15 protein-coding genes are annotated in these 20,304 nt (G+C 44.2%); 7 read left to right on the top strand and 8 right to left on the bottom strand.

Going from position 1 to position 20,304, the window contains the following annotated elements; all coding sequences use genetic code 11:
- Positions 1–21 precede the first annotated feature (21 nt).
- The 7 genes from deoD (at position 22) to H8A87_RS10275 (ending at position 8,040) form a co-directional block, all read left to right on the top strand.
- The gene (gene deoD / locus H8A87_RS10305) at positions 22–738 is read left to right on the top strand and encodes a purine-nucleoside phosphorylase (RefSeq protein ID WP_198689879.1); all 717 of its coding nucleotides are present in this window, start codon (positions 22–24) and stop codon (positions 736–738) included.
- 726 nt (positions 739–1,464) lie between these two features.
- Positions 1,465–2,007, top strand: a complete 543-nt coding sequence (locus tag H8A87_RS10300; protein ID WP_198689878.1) for a fimbrial protein — start codon at positions 1,465–1,467, stop codon at positions 2,005–2,007.
- A gap of 593 nt (positions 2,008–2,600) precedes the next feature.
- Positions 2,601–5,261, top strand: coding sequence for an outer membrane usher protein (locus H8A87_RS10295; RefSeq protein WP_232370175.1), 2,661 nt, complete (start codon positions 2,601–2,603; stop codon positions 5,259–5,261).
- A 133-nt stretch (positions 5,262–5,394) separates the two neighbouring features.
- Positions 5,395–6,153: a fimbria/pilus periplasmic chaperone gene (locus H8A87_RS10290; RefSeq protein WP_198689877.1), complete on the top strand. Its 759-nt coding sequence runs from the start codon at positions 5,395–5,397 to the stop codon at positions 6,151–6,153.
- 124 nt (positions 6,154–6,277) lie between these two features.
- A complete protein-coding gene (locus H8A87_RS10285) occupies positions 6,278–6,841 on the top strand; it encodes a fimbrial protein (RefSeq protein ID WP_198689876.1) in 564 nt (187 codons plus the stop codon).
- 65 nt (positions 6,842–6,906) lie between these two features.
- Positions 6,907–7,746 carry an MrpH family fimbial adhesin gene (locus tag H8A87_RS10280; RefSeq protein WP_198689875.1) on the top strand — a complete coding sequence of 280 codons (840 nt, stop codon included), beginning with the start codon at positions 6,907–6,909 and terminating at the stop codon, positions 7,744–7,746.
- 18 nt (positions 7,747–7,764) lie between these two features.
- Positions 7,765–8,040, top strand: a complete 276-nt coding sequence (locus H8A87_RS10275; protein ID WP_198689874.1) for a helix-turn-helix domain-containing protein — start codon at positions 7,765–7,767, stop codon at positions 8,038–8,040.
- A gap of 352 nt (positions 8,041–8,392) precedes the next feature.
- Here H8A87_RS10275 and H8A87_RS10270 read toward each other — a convergent pair whose 3' ends face one another.
- The 8 genes from H8A87_RS10270 to ileS all read right to left on the bottom strand — a co-directional run bounded on the left by H8A87_RS10270 (position 8,393) and on the right by ileS (position 20,222).
- The gene (locus H8A87_RS10270; protein WP_198689917.1) at positions 8,393–9,073 is read right to left on the bottom strand and encodes a tyrosine-type DNA invertase; all 681 of its coding nucleotides are present in this window, start codon (positions 9,071–9,073) and stop codon (positions 8,393–8,395) included.
- Positions 9,074–9,280: 207 nt separating this feature from the next.
- The gene (carB, locus tag H8A87_RS10265; protein ID WP_198689873.1) at positions 9,281–12,505 is read right to left on the bottom strand and encodes a carbamoyl-phosphate synthase large subunit; all 3,225 of its coding nucleotides are present in this window, start codon (positions 12,503–12,505) and stop codon (positions 9,281–9,283) included.
- 17 nt (positions 12,506–12,522) lie between these two features.
- Positions 12,523–13,683, bottom strand: a complete 1,161-nt coding sequence (carA, locus tag H8A87_RS10260; protein WP_198689872.1) for a glutamine-hydrolyzing carbamoyl-phosphate synthase small subunit — start codon at positions 13,681–13,683, stop codon at positions 12,523–12,525.
- A 436-nt stretch (positions 13,684–14,119) separates the two neighbouring features.
- Complete coding sequence (gene dapB, locus H8A87_RS10255) at positions 14,120–14,941, bottom strand: 4-hydroxy-tetrahydrodipicolinate reductase (protein WP_198689871.1); 822 nt, start codon at positions 14,939–14,941, stop codon at positions 14,120–14,122.
- A gap of 442 nt (positions 14,942–15,383) precedes the next feature.
- On the bottom strand, positions 15,384–16,337 hold the full coding sequence (gene ispH, locus H8A87_RS10250) for a 4-hydroxy-3-methylbut-2-enyl diphosphate reductase (RefSeq protein ID WP_198689870.1): 954 nt from the start codon (positions 16,335–16,337) through the stop codon (positions 15,384–15,386).
- On the bottom strand, positions 16,318–16,788 hold the full coding sequence (gene fkpB, locus H8A87_RS10245) for an FKBP-type peptidyl-prolyl cis-trans isomerase (protein ID WP_198689869.1): 471 nt from the start codon (positions 16,786–16,788) through the stop codon (positions 16,318–16,320). The genes ispH and fkpB overlap by 20 nt, the downstream gene beginning before the upstream one ends.
- 114 nt (positions 16,789–16,902) lie before the next feature.
- Complete coding sequence (lspA, locus tag H8A87_RS10240) at positions 16,903–17,409, bottom strand: signal peptidase II (protein ID WP_198689868.1); 507 nt, start codon at positions 17,407–17,409, stop codon at positions 16,903–16,905.
- Complete coding sequence (gene ileS, locus H8A87_RS10235; protein WP_198689867.1) at positions 17,409–20,222, bottom strand: isoleucine--tRNA ligase; 2,814 nt, start codon at positions 20,220–20,222, stop codon at positions 17,409–17,411. Before ileS ends, lspA begins: the two co-directional genes overlap by 1 nt.
- Positions 20,223–20,304 lie beyond the last annotated feature (82 nt).

Below are 20,304 nucleotides of genomic sequence, written 5' to 3'. Positions count from 1 at the left end.
TAAGAACAAGGAAATAAACTTATGGCCACCCCACATATTAATGCTGAGATGGGCGATTTTGCAGATGTTATTTTGATGCCAGGTGACCCACTGCGTGCGCAATATATTGCGGAAACTTTTTTGGAAGATGCCCGTCAGGTTAACAACGTTCGCGGTATGCTGGGTTTCACCGGTACTTACAAAGGCCGCCGCATCTCTGTGATGGGTCATGGTATGGGTATCCCATCCTGCTCTATCTATGCCAAAGAACTGATCACTGAATTTGGTGTTAAAAAAATCATCCGTATCGGCTCCTGTGGAGCTGTCAGTGAAGACGTTAAAATCCGTGATATTGTCATTGGCATGGGGGCATGTACCGATTCAAAAGTAAACCGTATACGTTTTAAAGATCACGATTTCGCTGCGATTGCTGATTTTGAGCTGGTTCGTAATGCTGTTGATGCCGCCAAGGCGAAGAATATCGACACTCGTGTTGGTAATATCTTCTCTGTCGATCTGTTCTATACGCCAGACGTACAAATGTTCGACGTAATGGAAAAATACGGCATTCTGGGTGTTGAAATGGAAGCAGCGGGTATTTACGGTGTTGCTGCTGAGTTTGGGGCAAAAGCACTGGCGATCTGCACTGTTTCTGACCATATTCGTACTGGCGAACAAACGACTGCTGAAGAGCGTCAAAACACATTTAATGACATGATCGAGATTGCGCTTGAGTCTATTTTGTTAGGTGACAATTAAAAAAGCATAAATAGTTTTAGCATTTCATTAAAAAATCATAAGCCCTTTCCATTATTGGAAAGGGCTTTTTATTTATAAATTGTATATTAATTTTATGTGTTTTATTAAGAATAGTTTTCATCTATCTATTTAATAGCTCTTTTCTTTGGTGTTAATTTGATTGAAAAATGAATGAAAATAATAAATTTAACAGAATTAAAACTGTTTTTTTAAGCAATGTTTGTGATTAATAATTAGCCTGTTAATTATGATAAATGAATAGATATTTTGGTTTTATTTTGACTTAATCCATAGAATCAACAATAAAATCTAAATGTTATGATTATATCGAGATAATAAAATGTTTTCTTCTTTCATGAGGATGGAATAGAGCAATAAAGCAACGCCAATTAAGATCCTAAATTACTGAACATTGCTCGATATAACTCAGGGGAATAATCTAAATTTAATAATTTAGCAGTAAAATATACTACTCATTACGCGTACTTTTTTGCGAAAACTCATATTTCATATGATGTTAAAGCACATAACTAGTTTTATCGGCTGAAATTTGACTTAGGTTCTATTCTGTAGAATGATATTGCCAGTTTAGTTTATTTTGACTGTTTATGAATTCTGTCAAAAAACTAAATAATTATTAGCCTAAGTGTCAGAAATTAATTTCTGTGCTTCGGCTTCCTTTTGGCTATCAGTATCTATTTTACAATTAAAGGCATAAGTTAAATTATGAAACTTAACAAATTGGCGATGGTTTTAGGTTTTGGTGTGGCTTTAACTGCTGGCGCAGCAAATGCAGTTAACCAAGGTAGCGGCACAGTTAAATTCACGGGTTCTATTATTGATGCACCTTGCTCAATCAAAAACACCAATGTTGAAGTTGATATGGGTGCAGTTTCTAGTCATAAACTGAAAGATGGCGGCCGTTCAGAATCTAAGCTTTTCAAAATTGAATTGGAAGGTTGTACCGCTGACGTTAAAAACGGCCTAAAAACCACTTTTACTGGTCAGAACAATTATGGCGTAGCTTCTCAGGGGCTTCTGGGTATTGAAGGCACTGCAAAAGGTGCAGCAATCGCTATCACTAACTCTGGTGGCAAAATCATTCCTATAGGGGCGGCATCAGATGTAATGTCTTTGACCGAAGGCAATAACGATCTGAACTTCGCTGCTTACCTGCAAGGTATTAATGCAACTGGTGACGATGGCAAGAACTTGGTTATTCCTGGTAACTTCACCGCCATTGCTAACTTCTCTTTAAACTACCTGTAATATTGTAAGTTAACAGGTAATTTTTAGCGGTTGAATATCAGGAAGCTCTCTTTCATTCTTGCCTTGGGTTTCCTGATAACATATTTAGGGTATTTCTGGGATATAACGCGTTAGCAGAACGTGATTACAATATTCTGTAATGGGAACTGTTTTATTGATGTAAGTCAATATTATTTGCAATTAAATAAATAGAGTGTGCTATTAACAGAATTATTCCTATAGAGGTAGGTAAATTGAAATACCCTTTTTTTATTTAATCTACGGTGTTCTCTATTGGCTGTATTAGGAAAATAAAGATTTTTTGCCATTCTGAGGTGTTTTTTAATGGCATACCGATGGTGACATGTTTCCTCTACTTCCCACAGTATGGTAAAAACCAGTGAAGCACAAACAGAGAACGTAAGATATTATGGATAAGCAGGACATGTGGCTATTTCTGCAACCTCAGTATCGGTCAGGGTCCTCAATTTAGATCGATGAACTTTAATGATGCCATGTATTAGGTGAGCAATCCTACACGTATAGGCTTGGCAGTATCAGACAACGGCTAAATTCAAATTGGATTATTAACGATTCATTGTTCAGAGGATGTTATGGCTTTGTTTTTAGATTATATTAATCATGATTTTTCATCTGTTAATAAAAAAAACAACGGTAATAAAAAAGAAGTCTTTAAAAAAAAGAAAGTGATTAATAAAAAGAAGATAGCTAATAAAATAAAAGCAAAACACTTAATATACAGAATTAAACCTCTTTCTGTCCTTGTACTGTTTGCATTATCTGGTATTCAAGCAGCCTATTCTAAACCATCAATTGAATTCAATATTGGTGCACTGGATACCAGTGAACGGGCCAATATTGATTTAGATAAATTCACTCGTGCAGGTTATATCATGCCGGGTAACTATATGATGGGTGCTCGGATGAATAAGACCGAATTTTCAGATATGTATGCCGTCGATTTCATTGCGCCACCTGATGATCCAAAAGGCAGTGAAGCCTGTATATCACCCGAATTAGTGAAACAAATAGCATTGAAACCGGACTGGGTAGAAAAATTGGCTTGGCAGAATGATGGGAAATGTCTTGATCTCAATACCTTGCCCGGTATGTCGGCCAGAGGCGATCTGGCCACTTACACGCTGTATTTAATCGTCCCTAAAATCTATCTGGAATATGACTTGCCGGACTGGGATCCACCTTCCCGTTGGGATAACGGGATCCCCGGATTGCTGTTTGACTATAACTTCAATGCACAAACAAGCAAACCCGCTCATGGCAGCAACAACCAACAGTTCAGTGCCAACGGAACTGCGGGTATGAATGCGGGGGCGTGGCGTTTTCGTGCTGATTGGCAGGCCAGATATAATCGTTTTAAAACCAAAGATGATAAATCGAATAACTCTGGTGGAAGGGAACGTGAGTGGGATTGGAGCCGTTACTACATGTATCGTGCGCTCCCTCGTTTGGAAGCGAAATTGACATTGGGAGAGGATTACCTCAATTCCAACATTTTTGATAGTTTCCGTTATACGGGCGTCAGTTTGGTGACTGATGAAAATATGTTGCCACCGAACTTGCGTGGCTATGCGCCTGAAGTAACAGGCGTTGCGAGAACTAATGCCAAAGTCACTGTTCGTCAGCAAGGACGAGTGCTGTATGAAACTCAGGTCGCTTCTGGCCCATTCCGTCTTCAGGATCTCAGTGATGCCGTGGCAGGAACACTGGATGTCAGGGTTGAAGAGCAGGACGGTGGTGTACAGGAATTTCAGGTCAATACCGCCACCATTCCTTACCTGACACGCCCCGGTCGTGTGCAGTACAAGTTGGTTGGTGGACAATCCACCAATGACAAACATCGTCGTGAAGGGCCGGCGTTTGGTCTGGGGGAATTTTCCTGGGGGATTAACAACGGTTGGTCATTGTATGGCGGGCTTTTGGGGGCAGGGAATTACAACGCCTTGTCACTGGGAATCGGTCGTGACTTGATGATGTTTGGTGCGCTGTCGTTTGACGTGACGGAATCAAGAGCAAGATTGCCGCGAGAGAACAAAACTTTTACAGGCGGATCTTATCGTCTCAGTTATTCGAAACGTTTTGATCAATACAACAGTCAGGTGACATTTGCCGGATACCGCTTCTCTGAGCGCGATTTTATGAATATGGGGCAGTATATCGATCGTCGCTATAGCAACGTTTCTTCGGATAGCGGAAAAGAACTGTATACCATTATTTTCAATAAACAATTTATGGATATTGGTCTTAACGCCCATATCAACTATAGCCATCAAACCTATTGGAATCGACCAACAAACAATCGCTATAACATCTCCCTGTCAAAATACTTTGACGCAGGGCGTTATAAAAATATCAACGTCAATTTATCGGCCTACCGCAACAATTTTGACAATAAAAAAGATGACGGCATGTACCTGAATCTTTCTATTCCGTGGGGAGAAAGCGCCACCCTCAGCTATAACGGAATAGCCAATCGTCAGGGTAATGCGCATACAGTGGGTTATTTTGACCGCATTGATGATCGCAATAACTATCGTATCTCAGCAGGCACCAGCATTGGCGGTAAGGCGTCAGCCGATGGTTATTACACCCATTATGGCGACAAGGCACTGTTGACCGCCAGCGCCAGCTATCAGGATGGCGGCAATACTACTGCTGCACTTAGCCTGCAAGGTGGAATGACTGTGACAGCAAATGGAGCAGCATTGCACCGTATCAATATGCCTGGTGCGACTCGCCTGATGGTAGATACAGAAGGTGTCAGTAATGTACCTATCCGGGGGTTCGGTTCAGCAGTGCATACCAACTACTTTGGTAAAGCCGTGCTGGCGGATGTGAACAGCTACTATCGCAATACGGCGAATATTGACTTAGACAGCTTGCCGGATGATGTAGAAGCACTGCGTTCTGTGCAGCAGGCAACCTTGACGGAAGGTGCGATTGGTTATCGTAAATTCCAGGTCATGTCAGGGCTCAAGGCGATGACGATTATCCGTCTGCCTGACGGTTCATTCCCACCCTTTGGCGCATCCGTCGTGAATGCAGCTCAACGCGAAATCGGGATTGTGAGTGATGATGGTTATGCTTACCTGAGCGGGATGAACAAAGGTGAAAAACTGAAAGTACATTGGGATGGACGTGCTCAGTGTGAGATTACAGTACCAGATGAAATTGCAGAAGAATCTTTCACTTCACTTTTGCTGCCTTGTCAGTTTTTAAAAGGCGAAGGTAAGTAAATTGCAATAAGATGAGCCAAAAAACCGTTTTAAAATAACGTATTATATTGTTTTGTTTTACATGGAACGTGCTGCGATTAGCGAGCACAGCAATATAAATATAAGTCTCTTTTGAGCATGGGCAAATGACACTATGAAACTGAAAAAAATTCTAATGATAACTGCCATGACGGTAACCAGCCTGATGTCAGCCCATCAGGCAATGGCAGCGATAGCCTTGGATCGTACCCGAGTGATTTTTAATGGAAATACAAAATCCGTCAGTTTGAACATTGAAAATCAGCATCTGGATTTGCCTTATTTGGCTCAGGCATGGATTGAAGATGACAAAGGAAATAAGATTAATGGCCCACTTGTGGTTGTTCCGCCAGTACAGCGTGTTGAAGCCGGAGCGAAGAGCCAGGTCAAAATTCAAACACTGCCTGCGATAGCTCAATTACCACAAGATCAAGAGAGCCTGTTTTATTTTAACCTTCGCGAAATTCCACCACGCAGTGAAAAGCCAAATGTGCTGCAAATTGCCTTACAGACGCGGGTGAAATTGTTCTATCGGCCAGAAGCCGTTATTGCACGCCGTATTGATATTGATAATCCGTGGCAGGAAAAACTCACCTTAACCCGTCAAGGAAATCAATATTTGGTGAATAACCCAACACCTTATTACGTCACTATTTCAGAAGCATCGAACAAGGTAAACGGTAAGAGTGTAGATGGTTTTCAGCCTTTGATGTTGGCACCTAGAAGCAGCGAAAAGCTTGGCGGAACAGTCGATTCATTGGGTAATACACCAGTACTGACCTACGTCAATGATTATGGTGGGCGTCCACAGTTAACATTCAACTGTAGTGGCACTACTTGCGCGGTGACAAAAGTCGTGACTGAAGAAAACTGATTGGCTTGAGTCGTGTGGATGACGTCCCACCAATAGTGATGTTGATGGGGCATCAATGCGGAAATAACCTGATCATGATGGCTTTCTTTGGGTAAATGATTGGATAAATGTTGGGTAAATGATAATGAGTCCGTTAAGCATCAAACTATCCAGATATGCATTGTCGGCGCTGTTTCTTTTTAGCATTGGCAGTCAGCAAAGTGCATATGCAAAAGATAACCTGCGCCAAAATGTCAGGATTACGCTCACTGTACTTGCTCCTACTTGCTCGATTAAGACAGAAGATCAAAAAATGGAAGTGTATTTGGGGAATATTCTTAACAGTGATCTTTACCTGAAACATCGTACAGAAGGTCAGCAATTTTATCTGAATTTAGAGGATTGTGATCCTCGGATCACAAAGCGCCTAAAAATCAAGTTCTCGGGACAAACGAGTCAAGAGCTACCGGGGTTATTGGCATTTAGCTCTGGCAGTCGTGCTTATGGTGCTGCTATTGGCATGGAAAAGGTCGATGGTACACCGATGCCATTTAATAAAACCGCTGAATTCCCGTTATTAGCCAATAGCAGAAATAATGTCATTCCGTTTCGGGCTTATGTACAAGCTGAACCCCGAGCTCTTCAAAGAAAGAGGATTGGTGCTGGTGAATTCAGTGCGATTGCGACTTTTGAAGTTAACTATGATTAGTCATGCTGACTGGTTTTTCATCCACGATCTTTAGCCAGAGTTTGATGCCATTTGGAAAATAAGTTATGCGCCATATTAAGAAATCGTTGTTGAAACTAGCGGCCTTGTTATTTTTATTGAGTGCCACACATGCTTATGGTGGGGCTTATGTTATGCCGGTTAATACTGAGGTAAGCGGTAACCAGACTAGGACGACCATGGAAATTATTGCCTGGACAGAGGAAGAGGGGATCCCTAATCCTTGCTATAGCGCGAGAAAATGCTACGTTGGCCCCGATGTTCAATATAAGAATGGTCAAAGGCCAGGCATGTACGGCTCCTGTGTGGATGCAAAGGCATGTCTGGAAGATGCACATAAATATCGGACAACCGCCGATGTGATGAGAGCGTATAAAAGACAGCTTGGGGTTCCTAAGCGGGTTACATTTCCTATTATAAGCGCAGAGGCGGACTGCGTAGGTTTGTTTTATGGTACTTATGTAGCAATGCAATATGGTGATGGGCAGAAATTCCCTAACTCCACTTGTAATAAAATGCCACCCGCGAATCAGTACTGTGAAATCACCATACCGTCTGAAATTGCATATGGGGAATTAACCGCCTCAGAAGTGAATAATGCGACTCGCTCAATTAATGGTCAATTCAAATGTGCTATTTATAGCAACAAAATCATGTTGCAGGCCAAATCAATCAATGATGAACCAAAAGTTTATTTCGATGCTAATAAGCAAATGTATTCGACATTGCAAATTAATGGGAAAAATGCGGCAGATGGGGTGAATGTCACCGCTCAAGGGAGGAATATTCCCACAAATTTCACATTGACATCAGTATTGCACACGATAGCCCCACCAAAAGCCGGTAAATATGAAGGTACCGCAATAGTTTATTTAACTTATTTATAAATCGAGAGTAAAGATATTATGCGAGTCAGTATGCTGGTAGGAAAAAGAATCCAAATGAAAAGGAAAGAAATTGGAGTGACAGCAGCAGAGCTGGCAGACAGAATTGGAGTTAGCCATCAGCAATTGTCACGTTATGAACGAGGAACTAATAAAATCAGCCTGGAACATTTGGTCGATATTTCTATGGCCTTGAATACACCAGTAGACTGGTTTCTGGAGGACTGTTTTATCCCCCCTAAAGTTCATATGAATAATCAATATGACTGTGTAGCGGAAACAATATTGGGCTTGTAGTCTTGGGCCTATAGTATCGGGTATATATTGATATCAAATACAAAAAAATTAAGGTATATCAGAAATCCAAGCCATTCCTGAACAGGAATGGCTTTTTTTCATCAATTTTCCATCAAACAACGTAAGGTAATAGCACACCAAATGGTTAACATTTAGTACCAAACTGTTAACCCAGGATGATTAGTCTTAGTTTGAGTATTATCTTGGTTTATTATTCCAATATGATTGATGGTTTTAATTTATGCAGCTTTCGATGTCGAGCAATCTAAATTTTTGTTCAACAGGATAGTAAAAGAGGAAAATTCTTATGAGGAGAAAACAGGATATGATATTCAGATAGGAGGAGAATTTTTTAGGGTTGAATCAAATAGTTGTTTTGATTTCTGTGAGTAAAATGAAGATAAATGGAGTTGAAAAAGTGGGATAATTTATGGGTTAACAGTTTGGTACTAATTGTCGACAATTTTCGTTTTCCTCTTTCTTGCCATATCGTCTCAAAGCGACCTGCATTACTCGCGGTATAGCGGACGGTATGACGAATATTTCGATGGCCTAAATAGTCTTGAATCAAGCGGGTATCCACGCCATTATCCGCCAGAGCGTAGCCACAAGAATGTCGCAACATGTGCGGATTCGCGCAAACCGCTAATTTGGCTTTTAAACTAGTCTGTCGAATGATTTTATAAAACTGCTGGCGTGACATGCGTGCTCCTGTTCTTGATAAGAATAACCAGTCACTTTGATCACTGTTTTTGTAGCGCTGGCGCAGGGAAAGCCATTTCCGTATTAGTTGAATTTCTCGCGCTACCATTGGGTGAATTGTGGAGAAACCATTTTTCAGGCGTTGCACTTGCAGCTTTTTCCCGTCCAAATCTACATCGGACAGTTTCAAACCAAGCAACTCAGACACACGAAAACCATGAATAAACCCCATAAATATCATGCAAATATTGCGATCAGCATGAGAGTGTTTTTCCAACTCTTTGAGTAAGACTTCAATTTCCGAGTGGGTTAAATATTTACGCTTTAACATGATGTTTGACACAGTATTCGACTCCCTATGATTATCAAAGATGCCTACTATGATTGTTGCTGATTATTCACAGACTTCAATATTAAGCATCATTAATAAACAAAATACTAAATAAAACGGCTTCCTTACTCGTTGGATTTCCAACTTTGGGGAAGCCGTTTTTTCAGGAAAATACCGTCAAAATTGAGGGTATCTTACTCAGCCGATTTATTTGACAATCTTTGCGTGCATTTCTTGTACAGAAATGACCTGCTCAGTAGGATCTGCATTGAGTGCCATGGTCGTTGCAAAGCCGCCATTCAGGGTTGTGTCATAGTGCACTTTATATTGCAGTGCACTGCGACGCAGCAGTTTTGAATCTTCAATGGCTTGACGGCCTGCGGTGGTATTGACGATATAGTCATATTCACCGTTTTTGATCCTATCTTGAATGTGCGGACGTCCTTCGTGAACTTTATTTACCAAGCGTGGATTGATTCCCGCTTCACCCAATACAATCGCTGTACCGTGAGTCGCATCCAATTCAAAGCCTTGCTTAAGCAGCTTAGCAGCCAAATCAACGACACGTTCTTTATCTTCCTCGCGTACAGAGAGCAGTGCCCGGCCTTGTTTTTTCATGGTGGAGTTGCTGCCCAGCATCGCTTTTGAGAAGGCTTCGGCAAAGGTACGACCAACGCCCATCACTTCACCTGTAGAGCGCATTTCTGGCCCCAGAATTGGGTCAACACCCGGGAATTTATTGAATGGCAGTACCACTTCTTTCACTGAGTAGTAAGGTGGAATGATTTCTTTAATTGCACCTTGCTTAAGCAGAGATTGACCTGCCATCACGCGTGCAGCTACTTTTGCCAGCGGCAGACCCGTTGCTTTGGAAACGAATGGCACAGTACGCGCCGCGCGTGGATTCACTTCAATCAGGTAGACTTCGTTATTTTTCACCGCAAATTGGACGTTCATCAGACCACGGACACGCAGTTCAAAGGCCAGTTTTTCAACTTGCTGGCGCATAACATCCTGAATTTCTTTGCTTAAGGTGTAAGCAGGCAAAGAACAGGCTGAGTCACCGGAGTGAACTCCCGCTTGTTCGATATGCTCCATGATGCCGCCGATCAAAACGCGCTCACCATCACAGATGGCATCAACATCGACTTCCACCGCATCATCAAGGAAGCGATCCAGCAGGACTGGCGCATCGTTGGATACGCTAATCGCAGTTTGGAAGTAGCGGCGCAGGTCAGATTCGTCATACACGATTTCCATTGCGCGTCCACCCAGTACATAAGATGGGCGAACTACCAGCGGATAGCCAATCGCATTACCTTTTTCAACTGCTTGTTCGATAGTGGAAACAGTGGCGTTTGCAGGCTGTTTCAGGCCAAGACGATTAACAGCTTGTTGAAAACGTTCACGGTCTTCTGCGCGGTCAATGGCGTCAGGGCTAGTACCGATAATGGGTACTCCTGCGGCTTCCAGCTCACGCGCCAGTTTCAGTGGAGTCTGGCCGCCATACTGAACAATAACGCCTTTTGGCTGCTCAACACGCACGATTTCCAGCACGTCTTCCAGTGTGACCGGTTCAAAGTAAAGACGGTCGGAAGTGTCGTAATCTGTTGAAACGGTTTCTGGGTTACAGTTCACCATGATGGTTTCGTAACCATCTTCACGCAGGGCCAATGAAGCATGTACGCAGCAGTAATCGAATTCAATGCCTTGCCCGATACGGTTCGGGCCACCGCCCAATACCATGATTTTCGGCTTGTCATTGTTCGGATTGGCTTCACATTCGTCTTCGTATGTGGAGTACATGTAAGCGGTATCGGTGGAGAACTCTGCTGCACAGGTATCAACACGCTTATAAACCGGATACAGTTTATAATCATGGCGCAGTTTGCGAATCTCTTTACCAGAGATTCCAGCCAGCTTAGCCAGATGTGCGTCGGCAAAACCTTTGCGCTTGAGATGACGCAGGAAATCAAAGGACAGGCCATTAACGCCTTGTTCTGCCATTTGTTCTTCTAAACGAACCAGTTCTTCAATTTGCACCAAAAACCAGCGGTCGATGTTGGTCAGATTAAAGATACCATCAACGGACATACCCGCGCGGAAAGCATCGGCGACATACCAAATACGTTCAGCACCCGCACTCTTCAGCTCACTACGGATTTTGGTCAGTGACTGTGGGTCATCCAGATTGACTTTAGGATCGAATCCGGTCGCACCGACTTCCAGACCGCGCAGGGCTTTTTGCAAGGACTCCTGGAAGGTACGGCCAATTGCCATCACTTCACCGACAGATTTCATCTGAGTAGTCAGACGATCATTGCTACCTGCAAACTTCTCGAAGTTGAAGCGGGGAATTTTCGTCACAACATAATCGATGGAAGGTTCGAAAGAAGCCGGAGTGCGTCCGCGCGTGATGTCATTCATCAATTCATCAAGGGTATAGCCGACTGCCAGTTTTGCCGCGATTTTTGCAATTGGAAAACCTGTTGCCTTGGAAGCCAGCGCCGATGAGCGGGATACCCGTGGGTTCATTTCAATGACAATCAGACGACCATTTTTCGGATTCACTGCAAACTGAACGTTTGAACCACCGGTTTCTACACCGATTTCACGCAATACCGCCATCGAAGCGTTACGCATGATTTGGTATTCTTTGTCGGTCAGCGTTTGTGCAGGTGCGACGGTGATGGAATCACCGGTATGAATGCCCATTGGGTCGAAGTTTTCAATGGAACAGACGATGATGCAGTTATCGTTTTTATCCCGCACCACTTCCATTTCATACTCTTTCCAGCCAATCAGGGATTCATCGATCAGCAATTCATTGGTTGGGGAGAGATCTAAACCGCGTTCACAGATTTCTTCGAATTCTTCACGGTTGTAAGCGATACCGCCACCTGTTCCGCCCATGGTAAAAGAAGGGCGAATAATGCAAGGGAAGCCGACGTCTTCAGCGACCGCCAGCGCTTCTTCCATCGTGTGAGCGAAGCCAGAACGGGCGGTATCCAGACCAATTTTTTTCATGGCCTTGTCAAAACGCTGGCGGTCTTCTGCTTTATCAATCGCATCAGCGGTAGCACCAATCATGGTGACGCCAAATTCGCTCAGTACGCCCTGACGTTCCAGCTCCAATGCGCAGTTCAGAGCAGTTTGTCCGCCCATGGTTGGCAGGACTGCATCTGGGCGCTCTTTTTCAATGATTTTGCGTACGACTTCCCAGTGGATTGGCTCGATGTAGGTTGCATCCGCCATTTCAGGGTCGGTCATGATAGTTGCCGGATTCGAGTTCACCAGAATGACGCGATAGCCTTCTTCCCGCAGGGCCTTACAAGCCTGTGCACCGGAGTAGTCAAATTCACAAGCCTGACCGATCACAATCGGGCCAGCACCTAAAATCAGGATACTTTTAATATCAGTACGTTTTGCCATTTTTCTTCCTCTCCTGATTATTTGGTATTCTGAACGTTTTTCTGGCGATGCTGCTTAATTAACTCGATAAAATGATCGAACAGCAAAGCGGCTTCATGTGGGCCTGGGCTGGCTTCAGGGTGTCCCTGAAAACTGAATGCAGGTTTATCAGTGCGATGAATGCCTTGCAATGTGCCATCAAAGAGTGATTTATGCGTTACGCGCAGATTGGTTGGCAGTGAGTTTTCATCAACAGCGAAACCGTGGTTCTGTGCGGTGATCATGACAACATTGCGATCCAGATCTTTAACGGGATGGTTACCACCGTGATGTCCAAATTTCATTTTCACGGTTTTTGCACCACTGGCCAGTGCCAACAACTGGTGTCCCAAACAGATACCAAATACCGGTATTTCGGTATTCAGGAAGATTTTGATTGCTTTGATAGCATAGTCACATGGCTCTGGGTCGCCAGGGCCGTTGGACAGGAAAATGCCATCTGGTGCCATTTTCAGCACTTCATCTGCGGAGGTTTTTGCAGGTACAACGGTAACACGGCAACCGCGATCCACCAGCATACGTAGGATATTGCGCTTAACACCAAAATCATAGGCCACAATATGGTAAGGCAATTCTTGCTCTTTGCGAGCTTCCGGCAGCCCATCAGCTAGCGTCCAGCTTCCTTGCACCCATTGATAAGATTGCGCAGTTGTTACTTCTTTCGCGAGATCCATGCCTTTCAAGCCAGGGAATGCTTTTGCTTTTTCCTGTGCAACTTGGGCATCTGCCTCATTACCCGCGATGATACAGCCGTTCTGTGCCCCTTTTTCCCTTAATAGGCGGGTTAGCTTGCGTGTATCGATATCAGCGATAGCAACAATATTGTGACGTTTCAGGTAATCAGACAGATTTTCTTCGCTGCGGTAGTTGCTAGTCACTAAGGGTAAATCACGAATGACTAGGCCTTGGGCTTGAATGGCGGGGGATTCTTCATCAGCGGCATTGATGCCGACATTACCAATATGGGGATAAGTAAGAGTAACAATTTGGCGGGAATAGGAAGGGTCGGTAAGTATTTCTTGATATCCGGTCATTGAGGTATTGAAGACCACTTCTCCAACAGCCACTCCTTCTGCACCGATGGCGCGACCGTGAAATTGAGTTCCATCTTCCAGGACCAATATAGCTGATTTAATCAAAACGCCCTCCAGAATGAATAATCAGTCGAATCTATTGCATATTAATTCATATTTTGTGCTTAAAATCAATGCCAATCACGATTTCTGACAAAATTTTGGCAAATTGCGCGCATTCTAATGATGAGAGGGAAGGTTGTCTACAAAAAATGGCATTTTTATTGGTTTTTTTACAACTCTTGGTCTTATATTGAGTAAATATGGCAGAAAAAATAAGGAAAGTAGGTATAGGTAATCGATTAATGTGAGGGAAAACTTTAAAACAGAAAAAAAATGTGGTTTTTTTCATGTTTATGGCAAAAAGGTGACAAAAAGGCTAACTATTACCAACAAAAAATAAAATATCTTAGTATATTAATATAATGTTTTCTATGTTGTGTAATTACGCAATTAATATAAAATAATTGCGTAATTACAATAAGTTGAAAATTTTTAAAAATTAAATTTTATCCAAATTAAGCACGTCTTTCATGTTATAAAGACCAGTTTTTTTATATTTTAACCAAATTGCAGCCTTAATGGCTCCATTGGCAAAGGTCATGCGACTTGAAGCCTTGTGGCTTATCTCTACACGCTCACCGATATCTGCAAAAATCGCAGTATGTTCACCAACGATATCGCCTGCTCGTATGGTGGCAAATCCAATGCTTTTCGGATCACGTTCTCCAGTATGGCCTTCACGGGCATACACTGCACAAGTTTTGAGGTCACGGCCTAACGTATTGGCGATGGATTCACCCATTGCCAGCGCTGTTCCTGACGGAGCATCCACTTTATGGCGATGGTGGGCTTCAATAATTTCGATATCCGTATATTCCCCCATAACTGTGGCAGCTTTTTCCAGCAATTTCAGTACCAGATTGACACCAACACTAAAATTCGCTGCAAAAACAATAGGGATCTCACGGGAAGTTTCTTCAATGGCCTGTTTACCTGCATCATCAAAGCCTGTTGTGCCAATGACCATCGATTTGCGGTATTGCCGGCAAATGGCGAGGTAAGTTAATGTGCCTTCTGGACGGGTAAAATCGACCAACACATCAAAATGTTCAATGACATGATGCAGATCATCACTGATGATAATCCCGTTTTTACCGATACCCGCTACTTCTCCAGAATCAGTTCCCACTAATGAAGAACCGAGGCGCTCCAATGCGGCACCCAGTGTAACGCCATCCAATTGCTGGACAGCCTGAATAAGATTGCGTCCCATGCGTCCGCTAGCGCCTACGATAGCTACGCGAATATCTGTATCAGCCATAAGGCCCTCGCTATAAGTGGTTTTTAATTGAGGTGATAATGCAAATTGTTTAACAGCTTAACTGGCAATAGCTGGCTACGCCAGACTTAGGGAAATACCATTAGAAAAACAGGGATCAGGAGGGTAGTTATAAAAAATACTAAACAGCGGATATCATGCTATATGTGGCTATTCTTCTTCAGGCGGTTCGTAATGGTTGGTAGTATGGTTCTTAGGACTAAGGTCGTTATCAATTTGGAGGTTGTTAATTTAATGTATTTCAGGGAGTTGGTTGGTGTCACGAAAACGTTTTTTGATAGGACACTCAAGATACCGTTGTATGCTCGGCTTTTTGTGAGAGATCGTGTCGGGATTAATTGCTTACATTTCTCATCTCTCAACCCGAAAAAGCCGAGCTTGAATTTACGTGATTTTGAAACTACTGCTTTAAGCTAATCTGAGGTTAATTAATTTCTTTGACTTCAACCCGCAACTCTTTCGGTACTTCAAAAACAATATTCTCTTCTCGGCCATGCAGTTCGTTAACCGTCTCTGCACCAAAATTTTTCAGGCGTTCGATAACTCTCTGTACCAAAATATCCGGAGCTGATGCTCCTGCTGTTACACCTACTGCACTCACATTTTTCACCCACTCTTCTTGAATATCATCCGCGGAATCAATCAAATAAGCGGGTTTTCCTACGCGCTGCACCAATTCAGCCAAGCGATTTGAGTTTGATGAATTTTTGGAGCCAACGACTAAAACCACATCGGCTCCTGAAGCTAAATCGCGAACAGCTTCCTGACGGTTGGTAGTGGCATAGCAAATATCATCTTTGCGTGGGCCAACAATATTCGGAAAACGAGCATTAAGCGCATCAATCACTTCTGATGTGTCATCGACAGAAAGTGTTGTTTGCGTCATAAAGCAGAGGTTGTTTTCATTCTTAACTTGTAGTTTCCACACATCTTTCGGCGATTCCACCAGATACATGCCACCTACGGGGTTATTGTATTGCCCCATTGTGCCTTCCACTTCAGGATGGCCGGCATGTCCGATCAAAATCGCTTCTTTACCTTTGCGACTTGCCCTTGCCACTTCCATATGTACTTTGGTGACCAGCGGACAGGTCGCATCAAACAACATGGTCAAATCACGGGAGCGGGCTTCTGCACGAATGGCCTGAGAAACACCATGTGCAGAGAAGATCAGAATGGCGCCATCGGGCACTTCTGAAATTTCTTCAATGAAAATAGCGCCACGTTCCCTGAGGTTGTCAACCACATAGCGGTTATGTACTACTTCATGGCGAACATAAATGGGGGAGCCGTATAATTCCAGTGCACGTTCTACGATGCTGATGGCACGATCAACACCAGCACAGAAACCACGAGGGTTAGCCAGCAATATTTGCATGGGTTTCCTCCAACTGAGGGTCAATTTCCAACACTTCAATATCAAAAGTGATGTTTTGTTCAGCCAGTGGATGGTTAAAATCAACAGTGATGGAGCCTTCAGCGACTTCTTTGACAAACCCGGGCATTTCACTGCCGTTCATGGCCGTAAATAACATGATGGTGCCGACTTCTGGGGTACCGGCGTCGGCAAAATCACGGGGAGTAAAGTATTGCACCAAATCAGGATTGTGTTTGCCAAAGATGGTTTCTCCAGCCAGTGTGAATTGATGTTTATCACCCATTTTTAAGCCAAGAAGCTGCTGTTCCAGCTGAGCAGAGAGGCTACCATCACCGAGGCGGAATAATGCGGGCTTACCCTGACTGTAAGTCGAGTCTGCCGTTGAGCCATCATCCAGCTTTAATGTGAAGTGTAATAAAACTGCACTGTGCGCTTGCACCTGCATTAACATGTTGCTCAACCCTTTTACTTAAAATGATTGCAAGTATACCGTTATTGGGTATAGATGAAATTACCAGCCCTGGTTTTGTTAACTGTGGCTGGTTTTTTATCATTCTTTCAGTGACTATGTTTTCGATGCTGCTTTCTTATCATCCGGGCTGATGAAGCTCTCTATAATAATGAGAGCCGCCCCGATGCAGATCGCAGAATCTGCAATATTAAAGGTAGGCCAGTGCCATTCCCCGACGTAAAAATCGATGAAATCGACAACAAAACCATGTACCAGCCGATCGAACAAATTCCCCAATGCCCCACCAATCACTAAAGCGTAGGCGATATTGCTTAGTTTTTGCTTGGCGCTGGAGCGATACATCATCACCAGCAATACAACTATGATGGTTATTGCCACTAATGCAAAGAACCAGCGCTGCCAACCGCCTTTATCAGCCAGAAAGCTGAAAGCAGCTCCCAAATTCTGGGCGTAAGTCAGGTTGAAATAAGGTATCAATGGGATGGATTCATACAGTGTGAAATGCTGCAACACAAAGTGTTTGCTTCCCAAATCCAAGATTAATACCATGACAACCAGCCAAAGCCAGCGAAGTCCAGTGGAACAAATGGGTTTATTCATCAGGCAAACTTACGCTCTTCACCGTTCCCGGCAACGTTAGTCACACAGCGGCCGCAAAGTTCTGCATGTTCCGCTACCAGGCCCACATTTTTAGCATAGTGCCAGCAACGTGGACATTTCTCTCCATCCGCCTTACGGAAGGCTACTTTCAGACCTGAAAGCTCGCTTTGCTGCGCATCGTCACCGGCTGTTGCATAAGCAGCAACTTCAGTCTGAGAGGTCAGCAGAACAAAACGTAATTCGTCAGACAGTTTGTTGAGTCTTTCTGCCAGTGCTTCATCTGCATAGAGCGTGACAGCGGCTTCCAGTGAACTGCGGATATGTTTATCTGCACGGGCCTGTTCTAGAACTTTGTTCACTTCACCCCGTACTGCCAGCAGGTCAGCCCAGAAAGTATCGTTCATATCTTCGCCATCTGCCAGACCAAACAGCCCGTCATACCACTCTTCGGTAAAGACGTATTGAGCACGTTCACCCGGCAGTTCATTCCAGACTTCATCAGCAGTGAAGGACATGATTGGTGCCATCCAGCGAACCAGCGCTTCTGCGATATGGAACAACGCAGTCTGGCAGCTACGGCGTGCAAGGCTGTCACCTTTTGCGGTGTACTGGCGATCTTTGATGATATCCAGATAGAATGAACCCATTTCCACGGAGCAGAACTGCATCAAACGTTGAACCACGGAGTGGAAATCATATTCGTCATAGTATTTGAGGATATCCGCCTGTGCTGCTTGAGCACGGCCTACCGCCCAGCGATCCAGAACAACCATATCTTCTGTTTTCACCATGTGCTGTTCTGGGTTAAAACCATTCAGGTTTGCCAGCAGGAAGCGTGCGGTGTTGCGAATACGGCGGTAAGCATCAGCAGAACGTTTCAGGATCTCGTCAGAAACGGCGATTTCACCGCTATAGTCAGTGGATGCTACCCACAAACGCAGAATATCCGCGCCCAGTTTGTTCATTACATCTTGTGGGCTGACGGTATTGCCGATGGATTTGGACATTTTACGTCCTTGCTCATCAACAGTGAAACCATGAGTCAGGACTTGACGATAAGGGGCTTTACCTTTGATCGCGGTAGACAGCATCAGCGAGGACATGAACCAACCACGGTGCTGGTCAGAGCCTTCCAGATAGATATCAGCTGAATTGCCGTGGAATTCTGGACGGGCGTCTACAACGGAAGAGTGGGTACTTCCTGAATCAAACCAGACATCCAGCGTATCCTGAGCCTTGACGTAATCAGCGGCTTCATGACCCAGCAGTTCTGCTGTTTCCAGATCCCACCATGCCTGAATACCCTCTGCTTCGACGCGCTTGGCGACTTCTTCGATCAATTCGACGGTGCGTGGATGCGGCTCTTGGGTCTCTTTATGAATAAACAGAGACATTGGTACGCCCCATGTCCGCTGGCGGGAGATACACCAGTCCGGGCGGTTTTCTACCATTGATTCGATACGCGCCTGCCCCCAGCCTGGGATCCACTGAACGTCTTTGATCTCTTTCAGAGACTGTTCACGCAGGCCATTTTTATCCATGCTGATGAACCACTGTGGTGTTGCACGGAAAATGATGGGTTTTTTGTGACGCCAGCAGCAAGGGTAGCTGTGCTGGATTTTTGCCAGACTCAGCAGCGCGCCTTTTTCTTTCAGCAGTTCAACGATGATATCGTTCGCCTTGAAGACAAATACGCCATCCAGTGAAGGACAAGTACCAGAGATATAGCAGCCATTCGGGCCAACTGGATTGGCGATTTCAAGGCCATATTTTAAGCTGATAGCGTAATCGTCTGGGCCGTGCCCCCCTGCGGTATGTACTGCGCCCGTACCTGCTTCCAGTGTCACGTGATCACCGAGAATGGCAGGAACGTCGAAGCCCATGAATGGGTGATTAAAGCGCATCAGTTCCAGATCGGCACCTGTGCAATCGCTCAATACCATCCACGAGGTGATTCCTGCACGTTGCATAACTTGTTCGACTAATTCAGCCGCCAGAATTAGGCACTCGTTGTCAACTTTGACCAATTGGTAGGTGATTTCTGTATTCAGTGCGATCGCGCGGTTAGCCGGTAGTGTCCACGGAGTGGTTGTCCAGATGATCAGAGAAACCGGCAGCCCTTGCGGTTGTACATCAAATTTGGCGTACACGGCATCTGCATCAACTGCGTTGAAGCGCACGTCAATGGAAGGGGAGGTTTTATCGTAGTATTCCACTTCCGCTTCGGCGAGGGAGGAGCCACAGTCAGTACACCAGTGAACCGGTTTCACGCCTTTCAGCAAATGCCCATTTTTGATAATGCGGCCCAGTGCACGAATGATGTCCGCTTCAGTTTTGAAGTCCATCGTCAGGTAAGGTTTATCCCAGTCACCCAGAACACCCAGACGCTTGAAGCCTGCTTTCTGTGTTTCAACCTGAGTCATGGCATATTTGCGGCACTCAGCACGGAATTCAGCGGCGGAAAATTTTTCCCCCGGCTTGCCGATAATTTGCTCGACCTTGAGCTCAATTGGTAAACCGTGGCAGTCCCAACCTGGGATATAAGGCGAATCGTAGCCTGATAATCCTTTGGACTTAATAACAATATCTTTGAGAATTTTATTAACTGAGTGACCAATATGAATATCGCCGTTTGCATAAGGAGGGCCATCATGCAAAATAAACGTTTTTTTGCCAGATTTTGCTTTTCTAATTGCCTGATACAAACCTTCTTTGTACCAACGTTTCAACATATCTGGTTCGCGCTTGGCTAAATCCCCGCGCATGGGGAACCCTGTTTCCGGTAAATTCAGGGTGTCTTTGTAGTCACTCATTATAGATTCTCAGTTCCAATTTTCCGCTATATCCTTCACCTTTCAAGTTGCCGCTTTGTTAGCGGCAACTTGAAATCTATTG

Origin of the sequence: Xenorhabdus lircayensis (assembly GCF_016306625.1) — a bacterium.
Lineage (GTDB): Bacteria > Pseudomonadota > Gammaproteobacteria > Enterobacterales > Enterobacteriaceae > Xenorhabdus > Xenorhabdus lircayensis.
The sequence above is the reverse complement of the archived record's forward strand: the minus strand, read 5'-3'. Positions and strand labels throughout refer to the sequence as shown.